At 72.3% G+C, this 16,796-nt stretch carries 13 protein-coding genes; 5 read left to right on the top strand and 8 right to left on the bottom strand.

The features are described 5' to 3' along the window. Nucleotides 1–3: 3 nt before the first annotated feature. Together HS048_RS09550 and HS048_RS09545 are read left to right on the top strand one after the other, a co-directional pair. Nucleotides 4–1,428 carry a PTS transporter subunit EIIC gene (locus HS048_RS09550; RefSeq protein WP_196466723.1) on the top strand — a complete coding sequence of 475 codons (1,425 nt, stop codon included), beginning with the start codon at nt 4–6 and terminating at the stop codon, nt 1,426–1,428. Nucleotides 1,429–1,707: 279 nt separating this feature from the next. Continuing rightward, a complete protein-coding gene (locus HS048_RS09545) occupies nt 1,708–2,217 on the top strand; it encodes an Rv3235 family protein (protein ID WP_068894580.1) in 510 nt (169 codons plus the stop codon). A 115-nt stretch (nt 2,218–2,332) separates the two neighbouring features. On the opposite strand, the gene HS048_RS09540 is transcribed toward HS048_RS09545, so the two are convergent. Then, complete coding sequence (locus HS048_RS09540; RefSeq protein WP_068894579.1) at nt 2,333–2,926, bottom strand: helix-turn-helix transcriptional regulator; 594 nt, start codon at nt 2,924–2,926, stop codon at nt 2,333–2,335. Nucleotides 2,927–3,072: 146 nt separating this feature from the next. On the opposite strand from HS048_RS09540, the gene HS048_RS09535 reads away from it, so the two are divergent. Then, nucleotides 3,073–4,569, top strand: coding sequence for an MFS transporter (locus HS048_RS09535; protein WP_196466722.1), 1,497 nt, complete (start codon nt 3,073–3,075; stop codon nt 4,567–4,569). A 103-nt stretch (nt 4,570–4,672) separates the two neighbouring features. Here HS048_RS09535 and secA read toward each other — a convergent pair whose 3' ends face one another. Further along, a complete protein-coding gene (gene secA, locus HS048_RS09530) occupies nt 4,673–7,471 on the bottom strand; it encodes a preprotein translocase subunit SecA (protein WP_068894578.1) in 2,799 nt (932 codons plus the stop codon). 264 nt (nt 7,472–7,735) lie between these two features. Here secA and HS048_RS36985 point away from each other — a divergent pair, with 264 nt between their 5' ends. Both HS048_RS36985 and HS048_RS09520 read left to right on the top strand, forming a co-directional pair. Continuing rightward, the gene (locus HS048_RS36985; RefSeq protein ID WP_230880788.1) at nt 7,736–8,134 is read left to right on the top strand and encodes an HGxxPAAW family protein; all 399 of its coding nucleotides are present in this window, start codon (nt 7,736–7,738) and stop codon (nt 8,132–8,134) included. A gap of 104 nt (nt 8,135–8,238) precedes the next feature. Next, a complete protein-coding gene (locus HS048_RS09520) occupies nt 8,239–9,417 on the top strand; it encodes a winged helix-turn-helix domain-containing protein (protein ID WP_196466721.1) in 1,179 nt (392 codons plus the stop codon). Nucleotides 9,418–9,468: 51 nt separating this feature from the next. Here HS048_RS09520 and HS048_RS09515 read toward each other — a convergent pair whose 3' ends face one another. The 6 genes from HS048_RS09515 to mtrA all read right to left on the bottom strand — a co-directional run bounded on the left by HS048_RS09515 (nt 9,469) and on the right by mtrA (nt 16,512). Beyond that, complete coding sequence (locus tag HS048_RS09515; RefSeq protein ID WP_189235314.1) at nt 9,469–10,173, bottom strand: response regulator transcription factor; 705 nt, start codon at nt 10,171–10,173, stop codon at nt 9,469–9,471. A gap of 94 nt (nt 10,174–10,267) precedes the next feature. Continuing rightward, a complete protein-coding gene (gene hpf, locus HS048_RS09510) occupies nt 10,268–10,915 on the bottom strand; it encodes a ribosome hibernation-promoting factor, HPF/YfiA family (protein WP_068894575.1) in 648 nt (215 codons plus the stop codon). 520 nt (nt 10,916–11,435) lie between these two features. Continuing rightward, nucleotides 11,436–12,140 (bottom strand): phosphoribosyltransferase family protein, encoded by a 705-nt coding sequence (locus HS048_RS09505; protein ID WP_307832405.1) that lies wholly within the window; start codon nt 12,138–12,140, stop codon nt 11,436–11,438. A gap of 137 nt (nt 12,141–12,277) precedes the next feature. Further along, on the bottom strand, nt 12,278–14,065 hold the full coding sequence (locus HS048_RS09500) for an LpqB family beta-propeller domain-containing protein (RefSeq protein WP_196466720.1): 1,788 nt from the start codon (nt 14,063–14,065) through the stop codon (nt 12,278–12,280). Further along, nucleotides 14,055–15,794: an MtrAB system histidine kinase MtrB gene (gene mtrB, locus HS048_RS09495; protein ID WP_191894259.1), complete on the bottom strand. Its 1,740-nt coding sequence runs from the start codon at nt 15,792–15,794 to the stop codon at nt 14,055–14,057. The genes HS048_RS09500 and mtrB overlap by 11 nt, the downstream gene beginning before the upstream one ends. A gap of 40 nt (nt 15,795–15,834) precedes the next feature. Then, nucleotides 15,835–16,512: an MtrAB system response regulator MtrA gene (gene mtrA, locus HS048_RS09490; RefSeq protein WP_030907316.1), complete on the bottom strand. Its 678-nt coding sequence runs from the start codon at nt 16,510–16,512 to the stop codon at nt 15,835–15,837. Nucleotides 16,513–16,796: the final 284 nt, after the last annotated feature.

Below are 16,796 nucleotides of genomic sequence, written 5' to 3'. Positions count from 1 at the left end.
TCGATGAGCTCCACCTCAGCGGGCGCGGCGGCGTCCGGGTCCGGACCGGGTCCCGGCTCCGCCGTGATGGGCGCGCTCCAGCGGCTGGGCCGCTCGCTCATGCTCCCGATCGCGGTCCTCCCCGCCGCCGGTCTGCTGCTCCGGCTGGGCCAGGACGACCTGCTGGGCCGTACGGACAACGCCTTCCTCGACGACGCCGCCCACGTGCTCGGCACCGCGGGCGGCACCCTCTTCGACAACCTGCCCGTCCTGTTCGCGATCGGCGTGGCCATCGGGTTCGCCCGGAAGGCCGACGGCTCCACCGCGCTGGCCGGGCTCGTCGGCTACCTCGTCTTCCACGCCGTCAGCATGAAGATGTTCTTCACGCTGTTCGACGACGGCCTGAAGAAGTCGATCACCACGCAGGTCTTCGACCCGGCCACCCCGGGCGTACCGAAGATCGTGCTCGACCTCGGCGCGCAGAACCCGACCGGGGTGCTCGGCGGCATCGCCATGGGCCTGGTCTCCGCGACCCTCTGGCAGCGCTTCCACCGGACGAAGCTCCCCACCGCGCTGGCGTTCTTCAGCGGCCGCCGCCTGGTGCCGATCCTCACCGCCTTCGCCGGACTGGTGATCGGGGTGGCCGTCGGCTTCGTCTGGCCCGTCCTGGGCGGCTGGGTCCGCGCCTTCGGGGTCTGGCTCGCCGAGAACAGCACGCTCGGAGCCGGCGTCTACGGCATGGTCAACCGGGCGCTGCTCCCCCTCGGCCTGCACCACATCGTCAACAACATCGTCTGGACCCAGGTCCCCGCCTGCGTGACGGAGACCGGCAAGCGGCTCGCGGGCGACCTGGTCTGCTTCAACAACGGCGTCCAGGGCTACGGCGGCTTCGAGGCCGGTTTCTACCCGGTCCTGATGTTCGGCCTGCCCGCCGCGGCGATCGCCATCTGGCGGGCCGCCCCGCCGCACCGGCGCACCGCGGTCGGCTCCATCATGGTCTCGGCCGCGCTCACCGCCTTCCTCACCGGGATCACCGAGCCGATCGAGTTCGCCTTCATCTTCGTGGCGCCGGTCCTGTTCGTCGCGCACATCGTCCTGACCGGCGTCTCCCTGGCCGTCGCCTCGGCGCTGGGGGCCAAGCTCGCCTTCGGCTTCTCCTCCGGCCTGATCGACCTCGGCCTGTACGGCACCGCCCCGAACGCGCACGGGGTGCCGGTCCTCATCGCCATGGGACTGGTCTACGCGGTGGTCTACTACGCGGTGTTCGGCTTCCTGATCAGACGCCTGGACATCATGACGCCGGGCCGCGAGCCCGAGCCGGACATGGACTCCGGCGGCTCCGGGGACGCGTCGCCGGGCCGCGCGCCCGAGCCGGACATGGACTCCGATGGCCCCGGCGGCTCCGGCGATGCGTCGCCGGGCCGCGCGCCCGGAGCCGCCGGCTCCTGACCGCCCCCTCCCGGGAACCCCACCGTCCTCCGGCCCTCTCCTCCGGGGAACCCCGGCCGACTCCGTGAAACCGGTTCCGGTCATCCTCCGGAAACCGCGAACGCGTCCGGAACCCGTCTCCCTGTGGGCGGGAACCACTCCAGCTTGAGGCGATCTTCTCCGCACAACGGACGGAACGGCCGCGGTTCTCCGGAAAGCTGGTGCGCGACGTATCTGGGCGGGGGACCGGAAACTCCTAGAGGTGTCAGTTCCGCACCGACCCTTCGAACCGGAGTCGCCATGTCCCCCGCGCCGTCCCCCGTGCCACTCCCCCGGATCGCCCCGTCGCCCCTGGCCGAGCCGCCCGGCGACGACGAGCGGGCCGTCCGCACGTCTCCGGCCGCTCCGCCGTACGTGCAGGGCACCCTCGCCCTCGCCCACGAGCCGGAGCCCGCCGCCCCCGCGATCCGGCGGCCGCTGGTCTGGGGGCCGCCCGGCGCGGCCCCGGACGAGCGGCGGCTGCGGGCCCTGGCGCAGGCGGTGGCCGAGATCCTGGCCGGACGACGGCCCCCGGCGAGCGTCGCCCGCCACCTGACCCGCCGAGCCCACGCGGAACTGATCCGCACAGGGAAGATCATCGACTGTCCCCGGCCCCCGCTGGTGGGCGCGCCGCACGTCTCCCAGCCCCGGGACGGGGCGGTGGAGATGTGCGTGCTCGTACGCTGCGGCGAGCGCTCCCGCGGGCTGGCCCTCAGGCTGGAGCGCCGGGGCGTGCAATGGCTGTGCACCGACTTCGAGACGACCCCCTGACTCGCCGTTCCCGGCCCCCGTACCGGGGGCCGGGAGCCCCGCGGGAGCAGTGTCCCGCGGGAGGATCCACCGCCCGGGTCAGCAAGCGGCCCGGGTCAGGAAGCGGCGTGGGCGCTCAGCCGGGCTCGTGGCGCCGGAGAGCCGCCGGGCGCGCACGCACCCGGGCCTTGTCGCCCTGCGGGCCGAAGATGTGGAGGATCTCGACGGGGGTGTCGCCGCTCGGGCCGAACCAGTGCGGCTCGGCCGTGTCGAACTCGGCCACCTCGCCGGGGCGGAGCGTGAGCTCGCGCTCCCCGAGCACCAGCAGCAGCTCGCCCGCGAGGACGAAGAGCCACTCGTAGCCGGCGTGGGTGACGAGTTTGCGGGGCTTGGGGGCGATCACCTGTTTGAAGACCCGCAGACGGCCCGGATACTGCGTCAGCGGCACCAGGACGCTCCCGTTGCGGTGCCGCCGCGGGGTCAGGTGGACCCGCGGGTCGCCGGTCGCCGGGGCGGCGATGAGCCGGTCGAGCGCGACGCGGTGCGCCCGCGCGATCGGTATGAGGAGTTCGAGGGTCGGGCGTCTCCTGCCGGACTCGACCCGCGACAGGCCGCTGACCGAGATGCCGGTCGCCGCCGACAGCGCCTCAAGGGTCATGCCGCGGTCACGGCGCAGCGCGCGCAGGCGCGGACCGATGGCGGCGAGCGTCTGCTCCAGTTCGGCGTCCATGCCCGGCAGTCTGGCCGGGCCCGCGGGTTCTTTGCAATCTTCGCAAAATTCCTACCCGATCCGTTCCCGGCGGCCCGACATTGTCATCCGGGCCCGCGGGGCCCCGAGGCCGCGAGCGTCTGCGCGGCGCCATGTGAGGAGTGATCATGAAAACGGAATCCGGCGTGCCTGGGCGTTGGACGGTGCTGGCGGTCTGCTGCCTGAGCCTGTTCCTGGTCGGGCTGGACACGACGGCCGTGAACGTCGGCCTGCCGTCGATCGGCGCCGGCCTGCAGGTGGGGACCCGCGGGCTGGAGTGGGTGGTCGACGCGTACACGCTCGTGCTGGCCGGCCTGCTCATCTCGTCCGGCGCGCTGGCCGACCGCATCGGACGGCGGCGCGTGTTCCGGCTCGGGCTGGCCGTCTTCGGCGCCGCGTCCGCGGCGTGCGCGCTCGCACCGACCGTCGGCGTGCTGGTCGCGGCCCGCGCGGTGCAGGGGGTCGGCGGGTCGATGCTCAGCCCGGTGGCGCTCGCGATCGTCGTCAACGTGATCACCGAGCCGAGGGAGCGGGCCCGCGCGATCGGCGTGTGGGCGGCCGTCTTCGGCGCCAGCATGGCCGCCGGACCCGTCGTGGGCGGCGCGCTGGTCTCGGAGTTCGGCTGGCGGTCGGTCTTCTGGATCAACGTGCCGATCGTCGCCGTGGCCCTGGCGCTGACGGCGGTCTTCGTGCCGGAGTCCCGCGCGGAACGGCCGCGCCGGTTCGACGGCCCCGGGCAGCTGCTGCTGACCGTCGTGGTCGGGGGAGCGGTCGCCGTGCTGATCGAGGGGCCGCACATCGGGTGGGACTCGCCCGCGGCGGTCGCCGGCTGCGTCGTCACCGCCGTCGCGGCCGCCGCCTTCGTACGGATCGAGTCGCGACGCGCCGAGCCGCTCGTGGATCCCCGGCTGCTCCGCCGGCCGCCGTTCGCCGCCGCCGTCGTCGGCGCGGTCACCGTCTTCGTCGCCCTCAGCGCCACCCTGCTGCTCACCACCCTCTACCTCCAGGACGCCAGAGGCATGACCCCGCTGGCCGCGGGGGTCGTCACGCTCCCGATGGCCGTCGCGGCGACCGTCTGCGCGCCGCTCTCCGGGGTGCTCACCGGACGTTTCGGCGCGCGCCCGCCGCTGCTGCTCGCGGGGGGCTTCATCACGGCCGGCGGTCTCTGCCTCGTCGGCACCGGCGACCACACCGACGTCCGGTCGCTCTCCCTCGCCTGCCTCCTCGTCGGCGTCGGATTCGGGTTCGCCAACGCGCCGATCACCAACACCGCGGTCAGCGGCCTGCCGTCCGCCCGTGCAGGCGTCGCCGGCGGGATCACCTCCACCGCCCGCCAGCTCGGCTCGGCCCTCGGCATCGCCGTCGCCGGCGGCGTCATCGCCGACACCCCGCCCGCGCAGCTCACTCAGGCGGCGCGTCCCGGCTGGCTCCTCGTCGCCGGCTGCGGGCTGGTCGTGCTCGCCGTGGCCACGGCGGCCCCGGCCGCCGGTGCGCGCCGGAGACCGCGGGCGGGCGCCGAACCGGGCGGGGACAGGAGGGCGGCGCACGTACGCGCGGACGCCGAACCGGACCGGGACACGCGAGCAGTGCGGATCCGCACGGGCGCCGACCCCGGCAGAGGCTGACGGAGAACACGGATGGCGGCGGCGGACCGAAGTCCGCCGCCGCCACCGGCCGCTCTCCTACCGCCCGGACGCCGGGCTCACCGGATGTCCCGTGGCCGCAGGATCAGGCCCCCGCGTGCTTCGGGTCGCCGTGGCAGCGCTTGTACTTCTTGCCGGAGCCGCAGGGGCAGGGGGCGTTGCGCTCGACGTCGCCGTAGGCGTCCCGCTCCTCCTTCGTGCTGACCCGGGTGTGCTCCACCTCGCCGGTCTCGCCGGGCGCGGTGTACTGCAGCTCGCTGGGCCGCTGCGGACCGCGCAGACCGCGGGCGATGATGGAGCGGGCCTCCGCGACCGACTCGTCCTCGTCGGCCGCCGCCTCCTCGACGATCGGGCTGGTCTGCACCTCGACCTCGAGGTTGAACAGGTAGCCGACCGACTCCTCCTTGATGCCCTCGAGCATCTGGGAGAACATGTCGAAGCCCTCGCGCTGGTACTCGATCAGCGGGTCGCGCTGGGCCATCGCGCGCAGGCCGATGCCCTCCTGGAGATAGTCCATCTCGTAGAGGTGCTCGCGCCACTTGCGGTCCAGGACCGACAGGATGACCCGGCGCTCCAGCTCGCGCATGGCCTCCGGCCCGAGCTCCTCCTCGCGGCGGTCGTAGGCGGCCAGGGCGTCGGCCTTGACCTTCTCGGCGAGGAACCCGGCGGACAGCTCCTCGCGGCTGCCGGCCTCCTCGACGACGCCGTCGACGGTGAGGGTGATCGGGTAGAGCTGGCCGAGCGCCTTCCACAGCTTGTCGAGGTCCCACTCCTCGGCGAAGCCCTCGGCGGTGGCACCGGCGATGTAGTCGTCGATGACGTCGCCCACGAAGCCGCGGATCTGCTCGTGCAGGTCCGCGCCCTCCAGCACGCGGCGGCGCTCGGCGTAGATCACCTTGCGCTGCCGGTTCATGACCTCGTCGTACTTCAGAACGTTCTTGCGGATCTCGAAGTTCTGCTGCTCGACCTGGTGCTGGGCGGAGGCGATGGCCTTGGAGACGATGCCCGACTCGATCGGGACGTCGTCCGGGATGTTCAGCCGCGTCATGATCATCTCGACCCGGGCCGAGTTGAACAGGCGCATCAGGTCGTCCTCGAGCGAGAGGTAGAAGCGCGACTCGCCCGGGTCGCCCTGCCGGCCGGATCGACCGCGGAGCTGGTTGTCGATGCGGCGCGACTCGTGCCGCTCGGTGCCCAGGACGTAGAGGCCGCCGAGCTCGGTGACCTCCTCGTGCTCGGCCTTGACGGCCGCCTTGGCCCTCTCCAGCGCCTCGGCCCAGGCCTTCTCGTACTCCTCCGGCGTCTCGACCGGGTCCAGGCCGCGGCTGCGCAGCTCCTGGTCGGCGCGGAACTCGGTGCTGCCGCCGAGCTTGATGTCGGTGCCGCGGCCGGCCATGTTGGTGGCGACGGTGACGGCGTGCTTGCGGCCCGCCTCGGCCACGATGGAGGCCTCACGCGCGTGGTTCTTGGCGTTGAGCACCTCGTGCTTGACGCCCCTGCGCTTGAGCTCCCTGGACAGCCGCTCGGACTTCTCCACGCTCGTGGTGCCGACCAGGACCGGCTGGCCCTTCTCGTAACGCTCGGCGATGTCCTCGACGCAGGCCTGGAACTTGGCGTCCTCGGTCTTGTAGACCACGTCCGGCTGGTCCTTGCGGATCATCGGGCGGTTGGTCGGGATCGGGACGACGCCGAGCTTGTAGGTCTGGTGGAACTCGTTGGCCTCGGTGGCCGCGGTGCCGGTCATGCCGGCGAGCGTCTCGTAGAGGCGGAAGTAGTTCTGCAGCGTGATCGTGGCGAGAGTCTGGTTCTCGTCCTTGATCTTGACGCCTTCCTTCGCCTCGATGGCCTGGTGCATGCCCTCGTTGTAGCGGCGGCCGTGCAGGACGCGGCCGGTGAACTCGTCGACGATCAGGACCTCGCCGTCGACGACGATGTAGTCCTTGTCCTTCTTGTAGAGCTCCTTGGCCTTCAGCGCGTTGTTGAGGAAGCCGACCAGGTGGGTGTGCTCGGGCTTGTAGAGGTTGTCGATGCCGAGCCAGTCCTCGACCTTCTCCACGCCGGACTCGAAGATGCCGACCGTGCGCTTCTTCTCGTCGACGGCGTAGTCGCCGGTGCTCTCCTCGCCGTCCTTGCCCTCGGTGCCCCTGCGGAGCCGGGGGACGATCTTGGCGAACTCGCCGTACCACTTGCCGGACTGCTCGCCCGGACCGGAGATGATCAGCGGGGTCCGGGCCTCGTCGATGAGGATCGAGTCGACCTCGTCGACGACCGCGAAGTTGTGGCCGCGCTGGACGCACTCCTCCAGCGACCAGGCCATGTTGTCGCGCAGGTAGTCGAAGCCGAACTCGTTGTTCGTGCCATAGGTGATGTCCGCGTTGTACTGCTTGCGGCGCTCGTCCGGCGGCATGTTGGCCAGGATCACGCCGACCTCGAGCCCGAGGAAGCGGTGGACGCGGCCCATCTCCTCCGCGTCGCGCTTGGCCAGGTAGTCGTTGACCGTGATGACGTGCACGCCCTTGCCGGACAGCGCGTTGAGGTAGGTCGGGAGCGTACAGGTCAGGGTCTTGCCCTCACCGGTGCGCATCTCGGAGATGTTGCCCATGTGCAGGTTGGCCCCGCCCATGATCTGCACGTCGAAGTGGCGCATGCCCAGCACGCGGCGGGCCGCCTCGCGGACGGTGGCGAAGGCTTCGGGAAGCAGATCGTCGAGGGACTCGCCGTCGGCGTGGCGCTGCTTGTACTCCTCGGTGAGCGCGCGCAGCTCGGCGTCGGTGAGGCTCGTGAAGTCGTCCTCGATGGAATTGACCTGGTCGGCGATCCGCTTGAGCTTACGCAGAAGCTTGCCTTCGCCTGCGCGAAGAATCTTGTCGAGAAAGGCTGGCACTTTAGGTAAAGCTCCTCGCAGGTCTTCCGCGGCCGGACAGGCCCGGATGAGGACGAGACATGGTTCTCCGCTGCCATCGTAGGCGGTTCCACCACCGGACACATCCACCATGGATGACGCGCCCCGCGGCCGCGGTGTTCCCGGAGCGTTCCCGCGTCCCCTTCGCGGGGAGTACGGCCCAGCGTGGAGGGGTAGGTCGCCTGCTGTCGCACATCGCACGAAAAAGACGGCGGACGCGCCACCCTGCACGAGGAGACGTGGAACGTGACCGAGACCGCACCCGGCCCAGCGCCCGAGACCGGCCACGGGAGCGGCCACGGCCGCGACGGTCGCGGAGACCACGGAGACCGCGGAGACCGCGGAGACCACGGCGGCCGTGACGGCCACGGAGACCACGGCGACCACGGCGACCGGGGGCACGGGGGTTCCGGCGGCGGCCACGGAGGCAGGGCCTCCTCCTGGCTGGCCGTGACGGTGAGCGTGCTGGGCTTCGCCATCGGGGGCGTCGGGCTGACCGCCGGTCCCGACTGGTTCGTCTTCTGGCTGGGCGCGGCGGTGTGCGCGCTGGGCGGGGTCCTGCTACTGGCCTTCGGCGCCTTCGGCGACGTCGTCGTCGACGCCCCCCGCACCCGGGCCGGACGGCAGGAGGGCGTCCTCGGCTGACCGGAACACCGCCGTAGTGTTCTCGTCGGTGTGAGGCGTTAGCCTCGCCTCATGCTGATGCGGTGTTTTCATCGTTCCCTCCTGGATCCCCGCGGGGGGCGGCCGTGACGGTCACGCTCCCCGCCGACGAGGCCCGCCGGATCATCCTGCGCGCCCAGGGTCTCCTGGGCGCCGACGCCCGCCGCGGCGGCGCCTCCGCCGCCCTGCGCCGCCTGGGCGCCGTCCAGCTCGACACGATCTCCGTGCTGGCCCGTTCCCACGAGCTCGTCGCCTACGCCCGTCTCGGCGCGGTCGGCAGGCGGCAGGTCGAGCAGGCCTACTGGGACGTCCCGCCCCGCGCCTTCGAATACTGGTGCCACGCCGCCTGCATCCTGCCCCTCGACGACTGGCCCCTCTACGCCTTCCGGCGGCGCGCGTTCCGGGAGCGGAAGTACCGCTGGCACGAGGTCCCGCCGGTCGTGGACAAGGTGCTGGAGCAGGTGCGCGAGAGCGGCCCCGTCACGACCACCGACCTCGGCGGCGCCAAGAACGGCGGCCCCTGGTGGGACTGGTCCGACACCAAGATCGCCATCGAGTGGCTGCTGGACACCGGGGAGGTGGTCTGCACCCGGCGCGTCGGCTGGCGCCGCGTCTACGACCTCGCCGAGCGGGCCGTGCCCGCCGCCCTGCTGGCCGAGGACCCTGCCGACGCCGAGTGCGTCGCCCGCCTCGCCCGCACGGCCGGCCGCGCCCTCGGCGTCGCCACCCGGGCCGACCTCGTCGACTTCCTCCGCCTGACCGGCCCGCACGCCGCGCTGCTCGACGCGGCGCTGGCGGACGGCGCCGCGGGACTCGCCGAGGTGCGGGTCGAGGGCTGGACCGGTCGTTCGGCGGTGGCCTGGGCCGACCCGGCGGCGCTGGCGACCCCGGCCCGGGGCCGCCACCGGACCACGCTGCTCTCGCCGTTCGACTCGCTGGTCTGGGACCGCGCCCGCACCGCCCGCGTGTTCGGCTTCAACCACCGCCTGGAGGCGTACGTCCCCAAGGACAAGCGCGTCCACGGCTACTTCGCGATGCCCGTGCTGAGCGGGGGGCGGCTGATCGGCCGGGTCGACCCGGCGCGCGAGGGCTCCACCCTGGTCGCCCGCCAGATCGGCGTCGAGCCGGGGATCGACCCGCGCAGGGCGGTCGAGCCGCTGGCCGAGGCCCTGCGCGAGGCGGCGGGCTGGGTCGGCTGCGACGCCGTCCGCGTCGAGCGCGCCGAGCCCGCCCTCCGCCAGGCCCTCGCCGCGGCGATCCCCTGACCTGCGGGGCGCCGCGGGCCGCGCGGCGGCCGGGACCCGGCCGCCGCGCGGTCAGGTGATCTCGAGCATCCGCTCCCGGACCGCGTAGACCACCGCTTCCATCCGCGAGTGCAGCTGGAGTTTGTCCAGGATGTTGCGGACGTGGTTCTTCACGGTGTTCTCGGAGATGAACAGCTGCTTGGCGATCTCGCGGTTGTTCATCCCCTTGGCCACCAGGCGGAGCACCTCCATCTCCCGGTCGGTCAGCCGGGGGACGGGGAGCTGGGGAGGCCGCTCGGCCTCCTTCCGGCTCATGGTCGCGAACTCGTTGATGAGCTTCGTGGCCATCGCCGGGTTGATGAGCGACTGCCCCTCATGGACGCCGCGTACGACCTCGGGGACCTCGTCGAGCTGGACGTTCTTCAGCAGGTAGCCGGTGGCCCCCGCCTTGATCGCCTCGAAGAGGTCCTCCTCCTCGTCGCTCACGGTCAGCATGATGATCCGGATGCTCGGCGCGGAGGCCTTGATCTCGCGGGTGGCCTCGATGCCGCTGCGCCGGGGCATCCGGACGTCCATGAGCACGACGTCGGGGGTGAGGCGGTCGGCGAGCTCGACCGCCTCCTGACCGTCGCTCGCCTCGCCGACCACCTCGATGTCCGCCTCCGCGGCCAGAGCCATCTCCAGGCTGCGGCGGATCAGCGCGTGATCGTCGACGATCAGCACGCGGATCGGGTCGCCGCGCTCGGCAGCGCGGGCCGCCTCGTCGGGTTCCGTCACGCCTCCTCCTCGGGGGGCCAGAGCCGTTGGACCGCCATGATTACACGGGTTCAGGGTCCTCGGGTTGGTCGGAGAGGATCTTCGAACGCTGCGGTCAGGGCTCCACGAGCCGCAACACGCCGTAGTTGTAGCCCTTGCGCAGATAGACGACGCTGGGCAGGCCGCTCTCCTTGTCGCGGAAGAGGTAGAAGTCGTGGCCCACCAGCTCCATCTCCAGGAGGGCCTGGTCGATGGTCATCGGGTCGGCCTTGTGGAACTTCTCCCTGACCACCAGGGGGCCGTCGCCCTCCATCTCGATCGGGACGATGGTCTTGTCCTCGAGGACCTCGCCGCCGGCCTCCGGCTCCTCCTCGGCCGTCTGCAGCCGGATCCCGGCGCCGTCGGCCTCGAAGGACTCGGCCACCGCCGTGGCGGTCAGCTCGGCGACCGACGTGCCGTGGTGCACCTTGCGCCGGTCGGCCAGGCGCCGGAGCCTGCCCTCCAGCTTGCCGAGGGCGATGTCGAGGGCGGAGAAGCGGTCCTCGGCCGAGGCCTCCGCCCGGACCGCGGGACCGCGGGAGTGGATGGTGAGCTCGACCCGCTCACGCTGATCGGCCATGCGCGGGTTGCGCTCCTTGGACACCTCCACGTCGACGCGGATGAGTTTTTGGTCCAGACGCTCGATCCTGGCCAGCTTGGTCGTCACATGGTCGCGGAATCGGTCACTCACTCCGGTGTGCCGACCCTTGACGATGATGTCCATGCACAGCCCCCCTTAGGCTCTCGACTGTGGTACTGCTGCGGCACCCGCCCGGCCGACCTGGTCTTCGTCCCCACATCCGCCTGCTGAGGGTCTCGCAGCTCTTTGCCACTACTGCCCTTCTCTTCTGGCGAGGAACATCTGGCTCCTCGGGAAGGCAGGACTTACCTCTAAGCCGCACCGTGATCGGTCGACAAAAAGTCGCCTTACGTGGACCGTTTCGCCTGCGGCTGGCATCGGCTAGCCGGACCGGCCCCCTTGCGGGAGTCGATCCGGTGCAACCACGGACCCGGGCGGGTGCCATGTCTCGACGCTATCCGTATCGCGACCGAATGTCAGCCTGGCAACCGTCCCGAGGATCACTTTGGGTGATTCATCCAGGGGTTCGGGGCGCCGGAGATGACCGCTTCCGCCATGCGCCATCCCTTACGTGAAGCCTTCTCATGTCCTCCAAAGGGCACCGGAGCTGCGATTGGGACACGGAGGCGGGGTCCGCGGGCGGGACCGATACTTGACCCGCCTTTTACCGTGAGTGATCGTCGCGCGCCCGCCCCCGTCGGCGTGTCGCCGCCACCGTGACGGCGACCGCCGGTTCGGCGCCCGCCGCGCGGAGCGTCCGCGCGGCCTCCGCGAGCGTCGCACCGGTCGTCACGACGTCGTCGACGAGCACGATCACCGTCCCGCTCTCCAGGAGGGCCGCCATGGACGCGCCGCTCCCGGGGGCGAGGCGGAACGCCGAGGAGAGGTTCTCGGCTCTCTGGATCGCGTTCAGCCCCGCCTGGTCGGCGACCCGGCGACGCTGGGCCAGCACCTGCGCCGCGCTCGCGGGCCAGCCCGCGGCCCGGAGGTAGCCGGCCGCGAGCACGGCCAGCCGGGCCACCGGATCGTGCCCGCGCCTCCGCAGGGCCGGGCGGGCGCTGGGCACCGGGACGAGGACCACGGGGTGCCCGCCCACGGCGGTGCCGACCGCCAGCGCCAGGGCCCCGGCCAGCGGGTGGGCCAGGGCCGTGCGGCCGTGCTCCTTGTAGGCGAGGATCGCCCGGCGCGCGGCTCCGGCGTAGACGGTGGCCGACCAGCAGTCGGGCAGGCCGGGCGGGGACGGGACCGGCATCCGGCGGGCGGGCTCGCCGCGCAGCTCCGCCGTACAGCGGGCGCAGACGAGCACGCCGGGCGCGTCGCACCCGGCGCAGCGCGGCGGCAGGACGAGGTCGAGCAGAGCGGTCGTCACGTACACCAAAATGCCAGGTCCCACCGACAGAACCGGGGGCCGGGCGGTGCCGCGGGGCCCCGGCCACCCCAGGGGGAAGGCCGGGAAGGCGGGGCCCGGGCTACCCCAGGGGGAAGGCGGGGAAGGCGGGGCCCGGGCTACCCCAGGGGGAAGGCGGGGAAGGCGGGGCCGTCCCCGCCGAGGACGGCGGCGCCCTTCTCGTCCTTGACCTGCGGCTCCCAGGTGTCCCCGTCCCAGTAGAGGACCTGCAGCTTGCCGTCGTCGTCCTCGACCCCGGCCAGCAGCGAGTTGTTCTTGTTCAGGGCGGCGATGCTCCGGATCCCGGGGGGCGACGGGATGCTCTGCGACGGCTCGGCGATGAGCGAGGCCTCGAACAGCTCGGACTTGCCGGTCAGCACGTAGAGGGCCGTGCCGTCCTTCCAGGCGATGTCCTCGATGGTCTGCTTCTCGTCGCCGTCCATCGCGATCTGCAGGTTGCCGATGCGGCTGTCGGCGCGGTCTCCGACGATCGCGCCGATCATGACCTTCTCCCCGGTGCCGTCCTTGACCGCGACCGCGACCCGGACCCCGTCCCGGGCGACCTTGAGCGCGGTGACCTCGACCGTGTCCAGCTCGGGCGCGGCCACCCGGTACTGCCGCCTGTCGTCGGCGTACTGGCGCAGCACCACCGAGGTCTGCGGACCGGTCCGGTCCACCGTCCACATGGAGTCGTAGCGGTCCCAGGAGGGCGGGACGAGGTCGTTGCCGACGGTCCACTGCTCCCACTGCCCGTCGGGGGTGAGCGGCGCGACGGAGATGCGCCTGCCGTCCTCGGACACCGCCGCCACGTGCCTCGGGGCGGACCCGCTGATCGCCGGAGCGGCGGCGGGCGAACCGGTGTACTCCCGCCCGGCGCCGCCCGGCACCGGGCCGCCGACGTTCTCCTTGCCCAGCACCCGCAGGGCGCCGTCCTGCAGGTAGTACGGGGCGGCGTCCACCGCCGCCATCCACCGGTCGAACCTCAGGTGCTCCTGGGCGTCGATGTACAGCGGGACGCCGGAGCGGTACGGCTCGCCGTTCACCCGCACCTCGAAGCTCGAACCGCCGGCGAGCTTGGAGAGCGTCCCCGCCAGCTGGGCGGACATCGCGGCGGCCCGGTCGGCGGGCACCCCCTCGGTCAGGTCGACGACGACCCGGTTGTTCTCCGTGGTGACGTCGATGAGCCCGGTGCCGGTGTCGAAGGCCGTCTCCACCGCGCCCCGCAGGGACCCGCTCGGCCCCTTGATCAACCGCTCGACCGTCGTCTTGGCGAGGGTCGAGGCCGGGTCGACGGGCATCTGGACCCGGTCGATCACCAGGCCCTGCCGCTTGGTGTCCAGGAAGTACAGGTCCACCGGCTCGTAGGCCCGCTCGACGTCGGCCTGCGAGAGCAGCAGCCCGTCCGGGCCCGCGCTGATCCGCCAGCCCTTGGGCCCCTTGACGAGGGTGAAGAGCTCGTCCAGCGTGCCGCCCCGCGGCCGGTACTGGCCGTCCTGGTCGATGCTCGCCGTCACGGCGCCCTTGAGCGTGACCCTGGCCTCCGTGGCGCCCTCGGCCAGCGGCGCCGTCACGGACGGGGCCGGCTGGTAGACCGTCACCCCGGTCTCCGGCTTCCACCGCGCGGCGAAGTCGTCGGTGAGGTACCGGCGGGCGGCCGCGTACCGGACGTCGCCGATGCTCGCCATCGCGGCGCGGAACCCCGTGACGACCTGCTCGGGCGTCCAGGAGGGGTTCGGCTCCATGGCGATCACCCGGGCGTACGGCGGGTCGAGGGGGTTGCCCTGGTCCCGGTCCTCCACGACCGTGGACCGGCCGGTCGGCACGACCGAGCAGGCGGCCGCCGACCAGGACAGCGCGGCGGCCAGGAGCACGGCGCCCGCGCGCCGCCGCATCCGGCTAGTCCGCATCCTGTCCTCCGTCCGCCGCCGCCGGAGAGAGCACCGGCGTCATGTGTCCGCGCCACGTCCGCCGCATCTCCACCTCCGGCGGGACCAGCGGCAGCGGCGACCCCCGCAGCGGGACCCCGGCCGTCCGGGGCAGCGAGAGCCGGAACTGCGACCCCTCGCCCGGCGCGCCCCACGCCTGGAGCCAGCCGCCGTGCAGCATCGCGTCCTCGCGGGAGATGGCCAGGCCCAGGCCGGTGCCGCCGATGGTCCGCGCCCGGGACGGGTCGGCCCGCCAGAACCGGTCGAAGACCATGGTCTCCTCGCCCGGCTTCAGGCCCACCCCGTAGTCCCGCACCGCCACCGCGACCGCGTCCCGGTCGGCCCCGACCGAGACGACGACGTCCCTGCCCTCGCCGTGCTCGATCGCGTTGAACAGCAGGTTGCGCAGGATGCGCTCGACCCGCCGGCTGTCCATCTCGGCCATGCACGGCTCACCGGGCAGGCGCAGGTCGAAGCGGGTGGAGTGGCGCTCGGCCAGGGCCTCGGAGTCGGCGACGGCGCGCAGCACCACGTCGCGCACGTCGACCGAGTCGACGTCGAGCGTCGCGGCCCCCGCGTCGTAGCGGCTGATCTCCAGCAGGTCGGCCAGCATCGACTCGAACCGCTCCAGCTGGTTCTGCATCAGCTCCGCCGAGCGGGCGGCCATCGGGTCGAAGTCCTCGCGGGCGTCGTAGAGCAGGTCGGCGGCCATCCGCACGGTGGTGAGCGGGGTGCGCAGCTCGTGCGAGACGTCGGAGACGAACTGCCGCTGGACCTGGGAGAGCTCCTCCAGCTGATGGATCTTGAGCGCCAGGTTGGCCGCCATCTCGTTGAACGAGGTGCCCAGGCGGGCGAGGTCGTCCTCGCCCCGCACCTTGAGCCGCTCGTCCAGCTTCCCGGAGGCCAGGCGCTCGGCGGCCTGCCGCGCGAGCCGTACCGGGATGACCACCTGCCGGGTGACCAGCGAGGCGATCGCGGCGAGCAGCAGCACCAGCCCGGATCCGACCACGATGAGCATCTGCTGGAGCGACCCCAGCATCTTCTCCTCGCGGTCCAGCGGGACCAGGTGGTAGATCTCGTAACCGCCGTCGAGCCGCGGCGCGCCGATGGTGTCCAGGCGCGTGCCGATCACCACTCCGGGGACCGCGTCGGCCCTGCCCTCGTAGTACAGCGGGAGGAACCAGGGGGCGTTCCGGCCCGGCTCGTTCTTCTTCACCTCGGCGCGGAGCCGGTCGGGCACGCTCCGCGGGTCGATGTTGGTGGTCCCGAAGAACTCCCCCGGCAGGTTCTCGTTGCGGATGATCACCGAGTAGCGGCTCGCCGAGCCCGCCCGCTCGGCCAGCGCCTGGGTGGCCCGGCTGAGCGGGCTGTCCCCTCCGCCCTGCGGCGCCTCCCCCTGGTCGGCGGGGCGCTCGGAGGTGTCGTTCTCCGGCTGGGTCAGGAAGCCGAGGACCGCGTTGCGGTCGGCCTGCGCCTCGCTGATCGCGGCCCGCACCCGCGACTCCAGCACCGACTGCTGGATCTGCTGCATGAGGAAGACGCCCAGCACCGCGACCACCACGATGGAGATGACCATGGTGCTGGTGACCACGCGCAGCTGCAGGGAGCGCCAGAAGACCCGGCGCAGCCGGCCGGCGGCGCGGCGGGTGCGCCGCCGGACCCCCCGCACCAGCTGGCGCGGGGTACGGCGGTGCTTCTTCGCGGGGACCATGTCGGATTCCGAGGGGAGCGGTGAGGAGCCGGGGGGCTCGTCAGGCGGGTCCGGCCTTGTAGCCCACGCCGCGGACCGTCACCACGATCTCCGGGTGCTCCGGGTCCTTCTCGATCTTGGCGCGGAGCCGCTGGACGTGCACGTTGACCAGGCGGGTGTCGGCCGCGTGCCGGTAGCCCCAGACCTGCTCCAGCAGGACCTCGCGGGTGAAGACCTGGCGCGGCTTGCGGGCGAGCGCGACCAGCAGGTCGAACTCCAGCGGGGTGAGGTTGATGGTCTCCTCCTCCCGCTTGACGGAGTGGCCGGCCACGTCGATGGTGATGTCGCCGATCTGCAGGATCTCGGGCGTCGGCTCGTCCGTGCGGCGCAGCCGCGCGCGGACCCGGGCCACCAGCTCCTTGGGCTTGAACGGCTTGACGATGTAGTCGTCGGCGCCGGACTCCAGGCCCAGCACCACGTCGATGGTGTCGCTCTTGGCCGTCAGCATGACGATCGGGACGCCGGACTCCGCGCGGATCCTGCGGCACACGTCGATGCCGTCGGCGCCGGGCAGCATCAGGTCCAGCAGCACCAGGTCCGGCCGGGTGTCGCGGAACGCGTCGAGCGCCTTGTCCCCGTCGGAGACGAAGGAAGGTTCGAACCCCTCTCCGCGCAGCACGATGCCGAGCATCTCGGCGAGAGCGGCGTCGTCGTCGACGACCAGCACGCGTCCTTTCATGGCCCCTCATTCGTTTTACGCAGTTAGGGAGTATCTATGGCAAACCACACGATTACTGAAGGTTACCCTTGTCCGGCCACCAGATGACACGATCCACCATTCGGCCGCCCGGGTGCTGAATCTTAGGCGTATCGCCACGTGGAACACACGGCGATCCCCCACCCCGTCGGCCGCCTCCGCCCCGGCGACTGCGGGCGCCGGGGGACGGGGACGGCCTCCTTCCCAGTCTGCGGCAGACGACGGCGTCTCTGCCATCCCTCCGGCATCTCCCGCCGGGTCCCGCC

The organism is Planomonospora sp. ID91781, from assembly GCF_015711595.1.
Taxonomy (GTDB): Bacteria; Actinomycetota; Actinomycetes; order Streptosporangiales; family Streptosporangiaceae; genus Planomonospora; species Planomonospora parontospora.
The sequence above is the reverse complement of the archived record's forward strand: the minus strand, read 5'-3'. Positions and strand labels throughout refer to the sequence as shown.